Source organism: Enterobacter sp. C6 (assembly GCF_008122455.1).
In the GTDB taxonomy this organism is placed as follows: domain Bacteria; phylum Pseudomonadota; class Gammaproteobacteria; order Enterobacterales; family Enterobacteriaceae; genus Enterobacter; species Enterobacter pseudoroggenkampii.
The window spans coordinates 20442-36310 of sequence record NZ_QPFW01000214.1 but is presented as its reverse complement, the minus strand read 5'-3'; the positions used below and the strand labels follow the sequence as shown (position 1 = coordinate 36310).

Genomic DNA, 15869 nt, shown 5'->3' with positions numbered 1-15869 from the left:
GCGTTTGACTCCGTGCCGGCCATTATTGCCGTGAGCCGCGAGCCGCTGATTATCTACAGCGCCATGATGTTCGCTATTCTCGGTCTGCGTACGCTTTACTTCGTGCTGGAAGCGCTGAAGCAGTACCTGGTACACCTTGAGAAAGCCGTGGTGCTGCTGCTGTTCTTTGTGGCGTTCAAGCTGGGGTTAAATGCCACTGACCACTTCTGGCATCACGGTTACAGCATTGGCGCGACGGCCAGCCTGTTTGTTGTATTAGGCGTGCTGGCGCTGGGGATTATTGCGAGCGTGATGTTCCCGGGGAAACGTGAGGCCTGATACATCGCTTTTCTCCCTCTCCCTGTGGGAGAGGGCCGGGGTGAGGGCACCAGACCGCACCTAACCCTTAATCGGTGAATTCCGGCGCTTGCGCGGCGGGTGGAAGTGCCGCCAGTGCGGATCCTGCGCCGCCGCCAGCAGCTCGTGGTCGCCGCGGGTGTCTCCCCAGGCGCGCAGGTGATAGGCGTTCAGATCGCCATACACTTTTTCCAGCCTTGCCACCTTCTGGGCGCAGCGGCAGTTGTGGCCCGTGATGCGCCCCGTCAGCTTGCCATCTTTCACTTCCAGCTGCGTGCCAATCAGCTTAATGCCCAGTTTGTCAGCCCACGGCTGAAGCACCAGCGCCGGAGAGGCGGAACAGATGGTCACCTCCGCACCGGAATTCACCTCAGCCGCCACCGCCAGAACCCCTTCGGGACGCATCAGCTTGTTCCAGTATTTTTCGCAAAAGGCTTCCGCCTGCTGGCGCAACCAGTGTTCATCCACGCCCGTCAGGAACGTTTTGATCAGCACTTCCTTTAGCTCATCGCGCGTCAGCTTACGACGCACGCAGTGGAGCGTGGGCAGCGCCATACGCACCAGACGACCCGCGAAGTAACGTTTCCCGAAGGCAAAGCGCAGGAAAGGAATAAAGCTGTCGTGGTGCGTTAATGTCCCATCAAAGTCAAAGACAGAGAGCACGCTGGATTTCGCCACCGTCTCGTCGGCAATCATATTGGTCATAAATACGTCTTAGCTGAAATACACATTCTGCGGATCAGTTTACCTGCTTTAGCTGGACAGTCCTTATACCACCACCATTTTTTCTCCATCTTGCGATCTCAAAGTGAGTCCATTTTTGGTCTCGATAAGGATTGGTGAAAAAAAGAACTGCCTATATTATCGCCACATCGCAAGATATTTTGGGGAACCATTGGGCCCCACAGGTAAGGAAAAACTCACTCACTACGTCTTTCTTGATATGACTCTTAGATCGCTTATTTCAATCCTCACGTTAAGTTTTGCTTCGTTTTCTGCAATGAGTTTTCAACTTCCAGCGTCGATGTTATCGATGAACTATGAACTGGCAGTATCGCCAGCGAAATCTGCCCTGAAGCATCAGGCAACGGATCCGCTGCGCTAGCGTATTCTCGATCCATACCAGAAAGGGGAAATCACCCGGTAACCGCGGGGCGGAATCACGCATTGCGGCGCGCAGATTGCTCCATTCCGCCCGACGTGTTGCGGCAAGTGATGCCTGACAACATTAAATAATGTCATCCACGACGCCGCCGTCGACGCGTAACGCCGCGCCGGAGGTGGCGGAGGCCTGTGGCGAACAGACATAAATCACCATATTGGCCACCTCTTCAACCGTGGCCGCGCGCTGGATCACCGAGCTGGGGCGGTTGGCCATCACAAACTCTTTCGCCAGCTGCTCCAGCGATTTGCCGGTTTTTTCGATTTCATCTTTCATCATCTCTGCAAAACCGTCCGACATCGTCGGGCCTGGCAGTACGCTGTTGACCGTCACGCCGCTCCCTGCCACGAACTTCGCCAGCCCGCGCGCCAGCGAGAGCTGTGCCGTTTTGGTCACGCCGTAGTGGATCATATCCGCCGGGATATTGCAGGCCGACTCGGAGGAGATAAACACCACGCGTCCCCAGCCTTTCTGCACCATGCCCGGCAGCAGGGCGCGGGACAGACGCACGCCGGACATCACGTTGGTCTGCCAGTAACGCTCCCAGGTTTCATCGTCGGTGGCATAGAAATCCTCAGGGCCGTAAATCCCGGCGTTGTTAACCAGAATGTCGACGTTATTCGCCACCTTCAGCAGCGACTCGACCCCTTCCGCCGTGCTGAGATCGGCAATCGCGGCGCGCACCTGTACGCCCGGCACCACCTGCTGCAGCTGCTGAATGCCTTTGTTCACCGATTCCGTGCTGCGGCCATTGACGATCACTTCCGCCCCGCTTTCTGCCAGACCTCTGGCAATGGCGAACCCGATCCCGCCGGTTGAGGCGGTCACCAGCGCCACTTTCCCCGTAAAGTCGATTTTCATCATCAGCTCCCTATCGTTTTAACGTTCGGACCTTAAAGCGTAGCAGGTGAGGATGACGGCTCCTGGCTAAAAAGGCGCAGCAGCGTCTCCACCTGCTCGTCAAGCGGGGCGAGGGAGCGCTTAACAATCAGGTGAAGCGGCGTTGCTCTGCGCGCACCGTGGCTCAGCGGCAGGCGTTTCAGGACGCCTTGATCCAGCTGGGTCTGGATGCGTTCCTCTGGCAGCCAGCCGTAGCCGACCTGAGAGAGGACGGCCTCTATGGCGGCATCGATGGTGGAGAAGGTCCACGACTCACTGGCAGCACGTGCGGCGGGCTGGCTGTCCGCAATCTGGATAAGCGGCCACGGGCGCAGCATCTCATCATTTAGCGGCGCGTCGAGGTGAAAGAGGGGATGCTGGTGATGGGCCACGGCAACAAAGTCGATATTCATCAGCCATTCGCCGAGCCCGGTAATGTCCTGGCGGCGGGTTAAGATCATCACATCGGCTTCGTCGTTAATGGCGTCGGCGCGGGTATTTTCCAGCACTTCGGTGAGTCGTACCTGGGTCTGCGGATACTGCTGCTGGAACTGGCGCAAAATGGCGAACAGGCGGCGGCGCGGGAAAATGGAGTCCACCACCAGATCCAACCGCGTGCGCATCCCGTTGCGAAGGGTCGCTGCGCGCGTCTCAACATACGAAAAGGCTTTCAGCAGCGGTTTAACCTGGCTGAGAAGAAGCTCACCGGCCGGGGTTAACACCGCCCGTCTCCCCTCCGGGACCAGCAGCGCCACGCCGAGCCGCTCCTGCAGCAGCGACAGGTTATAGCTCACCGAAGACTGGCTGCGGTGGGTTTCTTCTGCGGCTTTGGCAAAGCTGCCCGCTTCCACCACTCGTTCCAGTAAGGACCATTGTTCCAGCGTCGTCTTATGCATGATTTATCTAAAATCTGGATGAATTTGATTAAAACATAGCGTTATTCATCCATTTTTTGAAGGGGTACGATCGTCTCATCAAAACAAAGGAGACATCTTATGAACACCTTCGACAAACACGACTTAAGCGGCTTCGTTGGCAAACACCTTGTTTATACCTACGACAACGGCTGGAACTACGAGATTTACGTCAAAAATGAGACGACCCTGGATTACCGTATTCACAGCGGTCTTGTGGCAAACCGTTGGGTGAAAGATCAGCAGGCTTACATCGTGCGGGTAGGGGAGAGCATCTATAAAATTTCCTGGACCGAGCCAACCGGCACCGACGTCAGCCTGATTGTGAACCTGGGCGACAAACTGTTCCACGGCACCATCTTCTTCCCGCGCTGGGTCATGAACAACCCGGAAAAAACCGTCTGCTTCCAGAACGATCATATTCCGCTGATGAACAGCTATCGCGATGCGGGCCCGGCGTATCCAACGGAAGTGATTGATGAATTTGCCACGATCACCTTTGTGCGCGACTGCGGCGCAAATAATGAAAGCGTTATCGCCTGCGCCGCCAGCGAATTGCCGAATGATTTTCCTGCTAATCTTAACTAAGCGCGACAGTTGAATGCGCGACAATTGATATTAATAGAAAGTTCCCGGAGGATGACGGAATTCCCACCCAAACCTCCGGGATTTTTATTTTGGTTGAGTATTCATTTACTTTTCTTATAATTTTAATGTAAACGAAATGAAATAGTAGAGTAATCGCTGTGAGTCCACCCGCAAAAAAACAAAAAAATAGTTAGAATCACTATCCTGCTGTTGTAAAACGATTTTCTATCCTATTTTATGTGCTGTTTCCCTTCCGCTCTTCGCCTGTCTTAATTTTTTCCTAAGAAAACGACGCTACTTTTGCTTCAGTTGATGGTTTGTTGACATAACTGTTATAGCGACTTAATTTTATTTGGTCTTTATTTAATAACCATCTTGCATGATCCCATTGAGCTGCCCATTACGACAGCGCAGTAAAAGATGACGCCTTTAATACAGCAAGGAAATTAATAATGAGTGATTTTCTGCCTTTTTCGCGACCGTCGATGGGCGCTGAGGAAATTGCGGCGCTTCAGGACGTTTTGATGTCGGGCTGGATCACCACGGGGCCTAAGAATCAGGAACTTGAAGAGGCATTCTGTCAACTTACCGGGAATCAGCATGCGATTGCCGTCTGTTCAGCCACCGCGGGTATGCACGTCACGCTGATGGCGCTGGATATTGGCCCGGGCGATGAAGTCATTACCCCTTCCCAGACCTGGGTCTCCACGCTGAATATGATCGTGTTGCTGGGTGCCACACCGGTCATGATTGATGTGGACAAAGATACATTAATGGTGACGCCAGAAGCCGTTGAAGCCGCCATTACCCCGCGTACCAAAGCCATTATTCCCGTTCATTATGCCGGCGCGCCGTGTGAAATCGACGCTATCCATGCCATCGGTGAACGTCACGGTATTCCGGTTATTGAAGATGCGGCCCATGCCGCCGGAACGTACTACAAGAACCGTCACGTGGGCTGGAAAGGGACGGCGATTTTTTCCTTCCACGCCATTAAAAATATGACCTGCGCGGAAGGCGGCTTAGTCGTCACGGATAATGCCCAGCTGGCACAGCGGATCCGCAGTCTGAAATTCCACGGCCTTGGCGTAGACGCCTATGACCGCCAGACGCACGGTCGTGCGCCGCAGGCGGAAGTGATCGCGCCGGGCTATAAATACAACCTGGCGGACATTAATGCCGCGCTGGCGCTGGTGCAGTTAGGTAAACTGAAAGAGGCCAACAGGCGCCGCCAGGAAATCGCTGAACGCTACCTGCGGGAGCTGGCCGATACGCCGTTCCAGCCGCTCACCATTCCGTCATGGCCGCACGTGCACGCCTGGCACCTGTTTATTATTCGCGTTGATGAAGCGCGCTGTGGGATCTCACGCGACAACCTGATGGCGGCGCTGAAAGAGAAAGGCATCGGTACCGGCCTCCACTTCCGCGCGGCCCACACCCAAAAATACTACCGCGAGCGTTTTCCTGAAGTATCGCTCCCGAATTCTGAATGGAATAGCGCGCGTATTTGTTCCCTCCCTCTTTTCCCGGATATGACTCATGACGACACAACCCGTGTCATTACCGCACTCCATCAGCTTGCAGGACATTGATATGTTCAGTGCACCGCCTGTACAAAAAGTTTCCGTGGTCATCCCGGTTTATAACGAGCAGGAGAGCCTGCCCGAACTGATCCGCCGTACAACGGCCGCCTGTGACACGATGGGCAAGGCTTACGAAATTCTGCTGGTGGATGACGGCAGTAGCGATAATTCCGCACTGATGCTGACCGAAGCCGCGCAGGCTGAAGGCAGCCACATTGTGGCCGTGCTGCTCAACCGCAACTACGGCCAGCATTCGGCGATTATGGCGGGGTTTAGCCACGTCACGGGCGATCTGATCATCACCCTGGATGCTGACCTGCAAAACCCGCCGGAAGAGATCCCGCGCCTGGTTGCCAAAGCCGATGAAGGTTATGACGTGGTCGGCACGGTACGTCAGAACCGCCAGGACAGCCTGTTCCGTAAGCTGGCGTCACGCACCATTAACCGCCTGATCCAGCGCACCACCGGTAAAGCGATGGGTGACTACGGCTGCATGCTGCGCGCCTACCGCCGCCATATTGTCGACGCCATGCTGCATTGCCATGAGCGCAGCACCTTCATTCCGATTCTGGCGAATACCTTTGCCCGTAAGGCAACGGAAATCCCGGTTCTGCACGCCGAGCGCGAGCACGGGGAATCGAAGTACAGCTTTATGCGTCTCATCAACCTGATGTATGACCTCATCACCTGCCTGACCACCACGCCGCTGCGTCTGCTGAGCGTGTTCGGCAGCATCATCGCCGTGGCCGGTTTTGCGCTGTCCGTTCTGCTGGTGGTACTGCGACTGGTCTTTGGCCCGCAGTGGGCGGCGGAAGGGGTCTTCATGCTCTTTGCCGTGCTGTTTATGTTCATCGGCGCTCAGTTTGTCGGAATGGGCCTTCTCGGTGAATACATTGGCCGTATCTATAACGATGTTCGCGCGCGTCCGCGCTACTTTATTCAACGTGTTGTCCGTCAGGAACACAAAGCATCTCAAGAGGAAATTCACCCATGAAAGCTGTTGTATTTGCCTATCACGATATGGGGTGCACGGGCACGCTGGCCCTGCTGGAAGCGGGCTATGACATTGCGGCAATCTTTACCCATCCGGACACCGCCGGAGAGAATAACTTTTTCGGCTCCGTGGCGCGTATCGCCGCCGAGCGTGGGATCCCGGTTTATGCGCCGGACGACGTAAATCACCCGCTGTGGGTGGATCGCATCCGCGCGCTCGCGCCTGATGTGATCTTCTCGTTCTACTATCGCAACCTGCTCTCCGACGAGATCTTAGGCCTGGCCGCAAAAGGCGCCTTTAACCTTCACGGTTCTCTGCTGCCGGCCTACCGTGGCCGCGCCCCGCTGAACTGGGTGCTGGTGAACGGTGAAACGGAAACGGGCGTGACGCTGCACCGCATGGTGCACCGTGCGGATGCGGGCGCTATCGTGGCACAGCAGAAGGTCGCTATTGATGCGGACGAAACTGCGCTGCAGCTGCATCACAAGCTGAACGCGACGGCACAGACGCTGCTGCGTGATGCACTTCCCGCCATCCTCAGCGGCACCTTCAGCGAAACCGCGCAGGAAGAGAGCAAGGCAACCAGCTTTGGTCGCCGTACGCCGGAAGATGGTCGTCTGGACTGGAACAAACCGGCCCGCCAGCTGCACAACCTGGTGCGCGCCGTGACCGACCCGTGGCCGGGCGCGTACAGCTTTGCTGGCGTTAGCAAATTTATCGTCTGGAAATCCCGCGTGCGTGACGATATTCCTGCCGCTAAACCGGGCACCGTCGTCTCTGTCTCCCCGCTGATTGTGAGCTGCGGCGAGCAGGCGCTGGAGATCGTCACCGGACAAACCGACAACGGCCTGTACGTTCAGGGCACACAGCTGGCTCAGTCTCTGGGCCTGGTGACCGGGGCGCTGATCACCAGCGCACCGGTTGTAGCCATCAAACGCCGTACCCGCGTGCTTATCCTCGGCGTAAACGGCTTTATCGGTAACCACCTGACCGAGCGTCTGCTCAAAGACGATAACTACGAAATCTACGGTCTGGATATCGGCTCTGATGCGATCAGTCGTTTCCTCGACAACCCGCGTTTTCACTTCGTGGAAGGGGATATCAGCATCCATTCCGAGTGGATCGAATATCACATTAAAAAATGCGACGTGGTGCTGCCGCTGGTCGCCATTGCCACGCCAATCGAGTACACCCGTAACCCGCTTCGCGTGTTCGAGCTGGACTTCGAAGAGAACCTGAAGATCATCCGCGACTGCGTGAAATACGACAAGCGCATCATCTTCCCGTCCACCTCTGAAGTGTACGGCATGTGTACCGATAAGAACTTCGACGAAGACACCTCCAACCTGGTGGTCGGGCCGATCAACAAACAGCGCTGGATCTACTCCGTCTCCAAACAGCTGCTGGACCGCGTGATTTGGGCCTACGGTGAGAAAGAAGGTCTGCGCTTTACCCTGTTCCGTCCGTTCAACTGGATGGGGCCACGTCTGGATAACCTGAACGCGGCGCGTATCGGCAGCTCCCGTGCGATCACCCAGCTGATCCTGAACCTGGTAGAAGGCTCACCCATTAAGCTTATCGAAGGCGGGAAACAGAAACGCTGCTTTACCGATATCAGCGACGGTATCGAAGCGCTGTTCCGCATCATCGAAAACAAAGATAACCGCTGCAACGGCGAGATCATTAACATCGGTAACCCGGACAACGAAGCGAGCATTCGCGAGCTGGCCGAGATGCTGCTGGCCAGCTTCGAGCGTCATCCGCTGCGCGATAAGTTCCCGCCGTTTGCCGGTTTCCGCGAAGTGGAAAGCAGCAGCTACTACGGCAAAGGGTATCAGGACGTTGAGCACCGTAAGCCAAGCATTCGCAATGCGAAGCGCTGCCTGAACTGGACGCCGACGGTGAAGATGGAGCTGACCATTGATGAGACGCTCGATTTCTTCCTGCGCACCGTGGAGCTGTCGGAACAGGACTCATGAAAAAAGTCGGTTTACGCATTGATGTCGACACCTTCAGGGGAACGCGTGACGGCGTACCCAAACTGCTGGAACTGCTGAGCAAGCACGGTGTGCGTTCCAGCATTTTCTTCAGCGTGGGGCCTGACAACATGGGACGCCATTTATGGCGTCTGGTTAAACCGGCATTTCTGTTCAAAATGCTGCGCTCGCGCGCAGCATCCCTCTACGGCTGGGATATTTTGCTGGCCGGCACCGCCTGGCCCGGCAGACGCATCGGTGCGGGTAATGAAGCGATTATCCGCGAGGCGGCTCAGCATCATGAGATTGGCCTGCATGCCTGGGATCACCATGCCTGGCAAGCCTGGGCTGGCGTCTGGGACATCCCGCGTCTGTCCCGTGAGGTCGAGCGTGGGATGCTGGAGCTGGAGGCCATTACCGGTCAGCCCGTGCGCTGCTCTGCCGTGGCGGGATGGCGTGCGGATCAGCGCGTCGTGAAAGCCAAAGAAGCCTTCGCGTTTCGCTACAACAGCGATTGCCGCGGAACCGGACCCTTTTTGCCGCTGTTAGGCGAAAATCGCTACGGTACGGTGCAAATTCCGGTCACGCTTCCCACCTGGGATGAAGTGGTCGGACGCGAGGTAAAGGCGGATGAGTTCAATCGCTACATTCTGGACCGCATTCATCGTGACGCCGGTACGCCGGTGTATACCATCCATGCCGAAGTGGAAGGGATTGCGTATCAACATGATTTCGACGAACTGCTGACCATGGCCGCTCAGGAGGGCATCGAATTCTGCCCGTTGAGCGAGCTGCTGCCAGACGACCTCAGCACCCTGCCCGTGGGCAAAGTCGTACGTAATGAACTGGCTGGCCGGGAAGGCTGGCTTGGCTATCAACAAACCGTGAGTCCGGTCCCATGAAAACAGCCCGTTATGGCTTAGCGCTTCTCGCACTGTTTATCGTTTACTACCTCATTCCTGTCGATGTCCGCCTGCTGTGGCAGCCTGATGAAACGCGCTATGCGGAAATCAGCCGCGAAATGCTGGCCTCCGGAGACTGGATTGTCCCGCATTTTCTGGGGCTGCGTTACTTTGAAAAACCGATCGCTGGCTACTGGATCAACAGTATCGGGCAGATGTTGTTCGGGCACACCAACCTCGCCGTGCGCGCCGGGTCGATCTTCTCCACCGGCTTAGCCGCGCTGCTGGTCATCTGGATGGCCTGGCGTCTCTGGCGAGATAAGCGGACAGCCATTTTCTCTGGCCTGATCTTCCTGACCCTGTTCCTGGTGTATGGCATCGGCACGTATGCGGTGCTGGATCCTATTATCACCCTGTGGCTGGTGGCGGCGATGTGCAGCTTCTGGCTGGCCTCACAGGCGCAAACCGTTGCCGGAAAAGCGGGTGGCTATGTGCTGCTCGGGCTGGCCTGCGGGATGGGGGTGATGACCAAAGGCTTCCTGGCGCTGGCGGTACCGGTGATTGGCGTGCTGCCGTGGGTGATCGCCCAGAAGCGCTGGAAAGAGGTGCTGATTTTTGGCTGGCTCGCGATCCTAAGCTGCGTGCTGATTGTTCTGCCATGGGGGCTGGCCATTGCGCAGCGTGAGCCTGACTTCTGGCGTTACTTCTTCTGGGTTGAGCATATTCAGCGTTTCGCCCAGAGCGACGCGCAGCACAAAGCCCCGTTCTGGTACTACATACCGTTCCTGATTGCGGGTAGCCTGCCGTGGCTGGCGCTGCTGCCCGGTGCGTTTCGTCTCGGCTGGAATGACCGACAAAACGCGGGTGGCGGGTTCTATCTGCTGGGATGGGTGGTGATGCCGCTGCTGTTCTTCAGCATCGCCAAAGGCAAGCTGCCGACCTATATCCTGCCGTGCTTTGCCCCGCTGGCTATCCTGATGGCGCGCTATGCCTGCCTCGCGGCGGAGAAAGGTGCCAAAGCGTTACGCATTAACGGCGGGATTAACCTGGCGTTTGGCGTTATCGGCGTGATAGCGGCACTAGTGGTCTCGCCGTGGGGACTGACTAAGCATCCGGTCTGGACCTCGGTCGAACTGTATAAAGTCTTCTGCGCGGTGGTCGCGTTTCTTATCTGGGCCGCGGTAGGCTGGTTTACGTTCAGGCAGAGTCAGCAGCGCTGGTGGCTGGCGGCACTGTGCCCTGCGGGGCTGGCGCTGCTGATTGGTTTTGCCATTCCTAACCTGGTGGTGGATTCCAAACAGCCGCAGTCGCTGGTCGACACCGTGCGCGAGCCGCTTCAGGACAGCCGATTTGTTCTGGCCAATAACGTGGGCGTGGCCGCTGGCCTGGCGTGGGAGCTGAAGCGCAATGACATCACGCTGTTTGGTCAGAGCGGCGAGCTGCGTTACGGGCTGGATTATCCTGATGTGAAAGATCGTTTTGTCGGTAGAGATGACTTCGCGCAGTGGCTGGCAGAGCACCGTCAGCAGGGACGCGTATCGCTGGTTATCCTGCTGTCAAAACGCGATGACCTTTCGCGGGCTAATCTGCCAGAACCGGACAGCCTGTATATCCAGGGCCGTCTGGCCTACCTGCAGTATCTGCCGAAGTGATGACCTGGATCTGGCTGATACTGGCAAGCCTGCTCAGCTGCGCGGGGCAACTGTGTCAGAAACAAGCCACCCGTCCGGCGAAAGCCGGACGGCGTGGGGCGCACATTGCGCTGTGGCTTGGCCTGGCCCTGCTGGCGCTGGGCAGTGGGATGCTGGTCTGGCTGGTGGTACTGCAACGCCTGCCTGTCGGCATTGCCTACCCTATGCTGAGCCTCAATTTTGTCTGGGTGACGCTGGCGGCGAAGGTATTCTGGCGTGAAAACGTCGCGTTGCATCACTGGCTGGGGGTGGGGTTGATCATCGTTGGGATTGTTATCCTGGGAGGGAGCCTGTGAAAGGAGCGTTCTGGGCCTTATGCAGCGTGCTGTTAGTCAGCGCCGCGCAGCTGTTGCTGCGAGACGCCATGCTGGCACTGCCACCGGTCAGCGATGTTCTGGCGCTGATTTCCGCGCTGTGGCACTTCTCATCCGGCACGGGCGCGCTGCTGCTGGGGTTGATGGGGTATGTGGCCTCTATGGGCTGCTGGTATCTGGCGCTGCATCGTATGGCGCTCAGCAAAGCCTATGCCTTGCTGAGCCTCAGTTATATTCTGGTGTGGGGCATAGCGATCCTGCTGCCGGGTTGGGGGGAGCATTTCTCCTGGCACGGGCTGGCGGGGGTCGGGTTTATTATTCTGGGTGTGTTAGTGATTTTTCTGCCCCGAACGTCCCAACGTGAATAATCGACTCGTTGGTCAGGGTATAAGGGGTCGATGTGCAGACGGCAAGGCTCAGCGAGCCGACCTGTAGCTGACTGACCGCATGTGTCTGCGCAGTGCTGTCGATGCTGACAATCTGCCAGGCACTGCCGCCACGCTGTTTCACAATCGCTTCTTTCCGTGTCCAGATACGCCAGAACGCAGAAAGCCGTTCCTCGGGCGCTTCACGCTCCAGCTCATCATGCTCTGTCACGCTGAATACCGCATTAGCCAGCGCCTGCCAGTTCTTCCTTGGACGAATCACTTCGATATCACAGCCGACTTCGCCTTCATCGCTCATCAGTAAGGCGATATCGTCACCGCTGTGGCTCAGGTTGAACCACAGTGGATGACCCTTCGCAAAGGCTGGTTTCCCCTGCTCACCGTAAATGATGTCGGGGAGCGGGTGAGGAGATAACGTTCTGGCGAGCAGCGTCCTCCCGGCCAGCCAGGAGGCATGTCGGGCACCCTGAGGTGCCCTGTGTACGAGCGTTGACGCCAGCGGGTCCGCGCTAAGGGTGGAGATCTTTCCCAGTACAAACTGGTACATAGTTACGCCCAGCGTTTAATGATAATCGAGGTGTTGATGCCGCCGAACGCGAAGTTATTACTCTGCAGATATTCGCAATCGATCTGGCGGGCTTCCCCCATAATATAATCTAAAGCACCGCATTGCTCATCCGGGTGCGTTAAATTGAGCGTCGGGGCAAACCAGCCTTCACGCATCATCTGCAAGCTCATCCACGCTTCCAGCGCGCCGCAGGCCCCTAACGTATGGCCAAAATAGCTCTTCAGCGAGGAAACCGGCACGTTGTCACCATAGATAGCGGCAGTGGCCTGACTTTCGGCGATATCACCGCGATCGGTGGCGGTACCGTGCGCGGAGATATACCCCATATCCAGGGCGCTTAATCCCGCCATGGCCAGCGACTGCTCCATGCAAATCTGCATGGTTTCACGCTGAGGCTGGGTGATATGGGCCGCGTCACAGTTAGTGGCAAAGCCCACGATTTCGCCGTAGATCCTGGCCCCGCGCGCTTTGGCATGCTCCAGCTCTTCGAGTATCAGGGTACCTGCGCCTTCCCCAATCACCAGACCATCGCGTTGCGTATCGAATGGTGAAGGGGTGGTTTTGGGTTCGTCGTTACGCTGGCTGGTGGCAAACAGCGTGTCAAACACCGCCGCTTCAGACGGGCACAGCTCCTCAGCGCCCCCCGCAACCATAACTGTCTGGTAGCCGTGGCGAATCGCCTCCCAGGCGTAGCCAATCGCCTGGCTGCCGGACGTACAGGCGCTCGACGTCGGGATGACGCGGCCACGTAGCCCAAAGAACAGGCCGGTATTCACCGCGGTCGTGTGCGGCATCATCTGCACGTAGGTTGTCCCGGTGATGTTATTGGTGTGCTTTTCGGTGAGCATGGTCGCGAATTCGCTGACCGGTCCGGTACTGCCTGTAGAAGAACCGTAGGCGATACCGGTTTGCCCGTTGGTGAGTACCGCCTCGCCAATCAGCCCCGCCTGCTCCAGCGCCAGCTCGGTGGCGCGGGTCGACATCAACGACACCCGGCCCATGGCGCGAATACGCTTGCGGGTATAGTGTTCCGGCAGCGTGAAATCATCGATCGGCGCGCCCAGCAGGGTGTGCAGGCCATCATACACCTGCCATTCCGGCATTTTACGCACCGCGTTTTCATACGCCAGCAGTCTGCTGGACACGGATTGCCAGTTTTCACCAAAGGCGGTCACGCCGCCCATGCCCGTAATCACCACGCGACGCGTCATAGCATTCCTCCGTTAATGGAAATGACCTGGCGGGTGACGTAGCCCGCAATATCTGACATCAGATAGCTTGCCAGCCCGGCGACCTCCTCAGCCTGGCCCATGCGTTTCATTGGAATGATGGACATCGCTTCTTTCAGCGCGGCCTCTTCCATCTCAATCATGCCGGTATCAATCAGCCCCGGGGCAATGCAGTTCACGGTGATTTTGCGTTTTGCCAGCTCAATCGCCAGCGCTTTGGTAGCACCGATAATGCCCGCTTTTGCCGCGCTGTAGTTCACCTGCCCGCGGTTGCCCATCACGCCGGATACGGACGATAAGGTGATAATACGTCCCCCTTTACGGGTGCCAATCATCGGCATAATGCAGGGGTGAATGACGTTATAAAAACTGTCGAGATTGGTGTGGATCACGCTGTCCCAGTCGTCTTCACTCAATGCCGGAAAGGCGCCATCGCGGGTGATACCGGCGTTGCTGACCACGCCATACCATGCGCCATGGGCTTCAATGTCCTGCTCCAGCACCTCGCGGCACTGTTCGCGGTTGCCCACATCAAAGGCGAGTAAACGACCGTTGCCACCCGCCTGCGTGATGGCGTCCAGCGTCTCCTGCGCGCCTGCGGCATCACGATGGTAATGCACGCCTACGGTAAACCCGTCGGCGGCGAGCTGGCGGGCGATGGCGCGCCCTATGCCTTTGCTGGCCCCTGTGACCAGTACGGAACGACTCATGCGTTAGATCCCTGATTAAAAAGCGAGGTTAATTCTTCTGCGCTCGGCTGGAAGGTGTTGACCCGGCCCGTGGCCAGCGTCTCTTCATCAGCGGAAATCGCGCATTCAAAACTGCCGAAGCGTTCGTCCTGCATCAGCAGTTTTACGGTGATTTCCAGCGTCAGACCTTGCGTAAAACGCCCGCTGGCGCAGACCAGCTCGCGCGCGCCGAGCACCATGCCCAGCGCAATATGATCCTGCCCCTGCTGCTGGCGATGCCAGCCTGACCAGACGCCGACGGTCTGCGCCATCAGCTCGAGCGCGTACCAGCCCGGCAGATCGCCATCGGCATTCAGAAACGGCGCCAGTACGCTTTGCCTGTCGACCACAACGCGGCATACCGCCGTGTCATCCGTAACGCACTCAACGGACTCGAGCAGCATCATTGGCGCATCGTGCGGCAAATAGTCGACGGGTGATAAGTAGCTCATGACGCTCTCCCCAGCAGAATGCTGGCGTTATTGCCGCCAAACGCGAACGAATTAGACAGAATGATCGGTTTTTTCAGAGCGGCACTCTGGTGCAGCAGGCCGCACGGCGCCAGCGTGTCGTCCGGTGCGTAGCGGGCGAAGTCCTGCGGCGGCAAGGGCAGATCGCGCGTCAGGATCAGCCAGCTCAGGGCCGCTTCGGTAATGCCGGCAGCGCCCAGCGTATGGCCGGTAAGGTGTTTGGTTGAGCTGCACGGCACGCTTTCCCCGAAGAGATCGTGAACGACCTGCGATTCAATCTGATCGTTGAGCGGCGTGGCCGTGCCGTGCAGGTTGATGTAGCCGATATCATCCGGCTGCATACCCGCTTCGTTAAGCGCCTGCGTGATGGCTCTGATCGCTCCTTCGCCCTGCGGATGAGGAGCGGAAATATGGTAAGCATCACTGGATTCGCCCGTCCCGAGCAGCGCCACATCGGCGGGCTCACGGCTCAGCACCATCAGCGCGGCGGCTTCACCGATGGTGATCCCCCGGCGATCGCGACCGAACGGCTCGCAGAGCGTAGGGGAGAAGGATTCAAGGCTGTTAAAACCGTTGACGGGCATTCGGCTCAGGGTATCGGCCCCGCCGACAATGGCGATATCCACCAGTCCGGCGTCGATCAGGCGTTTGCCGCCGATCATCGCCCGCGCGCTGGAAGAGCAGGCCGTCGAGATCGTATAGGCCGGGCCCTCGAGCTGAAGCCAGTTGGCAAGGAAGCGGGACGGATCGCCAAGCTCCTGCTGCGCATACTGCCAGCGCGTGCTGGTCTCGCCGTCGGTCATGCGGCGCACATGCTCATCGCCTTCATCCAGCCCGGAGGTACTGGTTCCCAGCACCACGGCCACGCGGTCGCGACCGACGCGGGCGATGGCCTCGTCGACGGTCGACTGAATCTGCGCCAGCGCGGCCAGCAGCAGCTGGTTGTTGCGGGTGCGGTGTGCGGACAAGGTGTCCGGGATGGTCGGCAGCTCGCCTTCCACGCCGCCCAGTACGGCTTCGGGTGAGCCCTGCAGCCAGCCGGTCCGGGCATGCATCCCCGGCGCCACGCCTGCCGTTAGGTTCGCGGCAATCTCATCAGGCGAGTTGCCCAGCGCGTTGACCATGCCAACAGCGGAAATATAAATCATC

General features: G+C 57.8%; 17 protein-coding genes. 9 read left to right on the top strand and 8 right to left on the bottom strand.

All coding sequences use genetic code 11. From position 1 onward, the window contains the following. Positions 1-318: TerC family protein (locus tag DOU50_RS11105; RefSeq protein WP_416202954.1), on the top strand; the 318-nt coding region annotated here is incomplete at its 5' end. A gap of 60 nt (positions 319-378) precedes the next feature. On the opposite strand, the gene DOU50_RS11100 is transcribed toward DOU50_RS11105, so the two are convergent. From DOU50_RS11100 to DOU50_RS11085, 3 genes are all read right to left on the bottom strand, one after another. Further along, positions 379-1041: an HAD family hydrolase gene (locus tag DOU50_RS11100; protein ID WP_024908852.1), complete on the bottom strand. Its 663-nt coding sequence runs from the start codon at positions 1039-1041 to the stop codon at positions 379-381. Positions 1042-1564: 523 nt separating this feature from the next. Further along, positions 1565-2359 (bottom strand): SDR family NAD(P)-dependent oxidoreductase, encoded by a 795-nt coding sequence (locus DOU50_RS11090; protein WP_148769390.1) that lies wholly within the window; start codon positions 2357-2359, stop codon positions 1565-1567. Between the two features lie 32 nt (positions 2360-2391). Then, positions 2392-3273, bottom strand: coding sequence for a LysR family transcriptional regulator (locus tag DOU50_RS11085; RefSeq protein WP_148769389.1), 882 nt, complete (start codon positions 3271-3273; stop codon positions 2392-2394). A gap of 99 nt (positions 3274-3372) precedes the next feature. Between DOU50_RS11085 and DOU50_RS11080 the strand changes: the two genes are divergently transcribed. The 8 genes from DOU50_RS11080 (at position 3373) to arnF (ending at position 11707) form a co-directional block, all read left to right on the top strand. After that, positions 3373-3879: a phenolic acid decarboxylase gene (locus DOU50_RS11080; RefSeq protein WP_024908855.1), complete on the top strand. Its 507-nt coding sequence runs from the start codon at positions 3373-3375 to the stop codon at positions 3877-3879. A gap of 452 nt (positions 3880-4331) precedes the next feature. Further along, positions 4332-5471, top strand: a complete 1140-nt coding sequence (arnB, locus tag DOU50_RS11075) for a UDP-4-amino-4-deoxy-L-arabinose aminotransferase (protein ID WP_061716347.1) — start codon at positions 4332-4334, stop codon at positions 5469-5471. A gap of 1 nt (position 5472) precedes the next feature. Further along, positions 5473-6456, top strand: a complete 984-nt coding sequence (gene arnC, locus DOU50_RS11070) for an undecaprenyl-phosphate 4-deoxy-4-formamido-L-arabinose transferase (RefSeq protein WP_023333737.1) — start codon at positions 5473-5475, stop codon at positions 6454-6456. Continuing rightward, the gene (arnA, locus tag DOU50_RS11065) at positions 6453-8435 is read left to right on the top strand and encodes a bifunctional UDP-4-amino-4-deoxy-L-arabinose formyltransferase/UDP-glucuronic acid oxidase ArnA (protein WP_148769388.1); all 1983 of its coding nucleotides are present in this window, start codon (positions 6453-6455) and stop codon (positions 8433-8435) included. The genes arnC and arnA overlap by 4 nt, the downstream gene beginning before the upstream one ends. Beyond that, complete coding sequence (gene arnD, locus DOU50_RS11060; RefSeq protein WP_024908858.1) at positions 8432-9334, top strand: 4-deoxy-4-formamido-L-arabinose-phosphoundecaprenol deformylase; 903 nt, start codon at positions 8432-8434, stop codon at positions 9332-9334. The genes arnA and arnD overlap by 4 nt, the downstream gene beginning before the upstream one ends. Further along, positions 9331-10986 carry a lipid IV(A) 4-amino-4-deoxy-L-arabinosyltransferase gene (gene arnT, locus DOU50_RS11055; protein ID WP_148769387.1) on the top strand — a complete coding sequence of 552 codons (1656 nt, stop codon included), beginning with the start codon at positions 9331-9333 and terminating at the stop codon, positions 10984-10986. Before arnD ends, arnT begins: the two co-directional genes overlap by 4 nt. After that, positions 10986-11321, top strand: coding sequence for a 4-amino-4-deoxy-L-arabinose-phosphoundecaprenol flippase subunit ArnE (gene arnE / locus DOU50_RS11050; protein WP_048991784.1), 336 nt, complete (start codon positions 10986-10988; stop codon positions 11319-11321). Before arnT ends, arnE begins: the two co-directional genes overlap by 1 nt. After that, a complete protein-coding gene (gene arnF / locus DOU50_RS11045) occupies positions 11318-11707 on the top strand; it encodes a 4-amino-4-deoxy-L-arabinose-phosphoundecaprenol flippase subunit ArnF (protein ID WP_061716350.1) in 390 nt (129 codons plus the stop codon). Before arnE ends, arnF begins: the two co-directional genes overlap by 4 nt. On the opposite strand, the gene acpT is transcribed toward arnF, so the two are convergent. Genes acpT through DOU50_RS11020 form a run of 5 tightly spaced genes read right to left on the bottom strand, consistent with a single transcriptional unit; the run spans position 11655 to position 15868 of the window. Beyond that, positions 11655-12272 carry a 4'-phosphopantetheinyl transferase AcpT gene (gene acpT / locus DOU50_RS11040; protein WP_148769386.1) on the bottom strand — a complete coding sequence of 206 codons (618 nt, stop codon included), beginning with the start codon at positions 12270-12272 and terminating at the stop codon, positions 11655-11657. The genes arnF and acpT overlap by 53 nt on opposite strands. Before the next feature lie 2 nt (positions 12273-12274). Next, the gene (locus DOU50_RS11035) at positions 12275-13504 is read right to left on the bottom strand and encodes a beta-ketoacyl-ACP synthase (RefSeq protein WP_148769385.1); all 1230 of its coding nucleotides are present in this window, start codon (positions 13502-13504) and stop codon (positions 12275-12277) included. Then, positions 13501-14232, bottom strand: a complete 732-nt coding sequence (locus DOU50_RS11030; protein ID WP_148769384.1) for a 3-ketoacyl-ACP reductase FabG2 — start codon at positions 14230-14232, stop codon at positions 13501-13503. Before DOU50_RS11030 ends, DOU50_RS11035 begins: the two co-directional genes overlap by 4 nt. Beyond that, positions 14229-14702 carry a 3-hydroxy-fatty acyl-ACP dehydratase gene (locus DOU50_RS11025; RefSeq protein WP_032648277.1) on the bottom strand — a complete coding sequence of 158 codons (474 nt, stop codon included), beginning with the start codon at positions 14700-14702 and terminating at the stop codon, positions 14229-14231. The genes DOU50_RS11030 and DOU50_RS11025 overlap by 4 nt, the downstream gene beginning before the upstream one ends. Continuing rightward, a complete protein-coding gene (locus DOU50_RS11020) occupies positions 14699-15868 on the bottom strand; it encodes a beta-ketoacyl-[acyl-carrier-protein] synthase family protein (protein ID WP_148769383.1) in 1170 nt (389 codons plus the stop codon). The genes DOU50_RS11025 and DOU50_RS11020 overlap by 4 nt, the downstream gene beginning before the upstream one ends. Position 15869 lies beyond the last annotated feature (1 nt).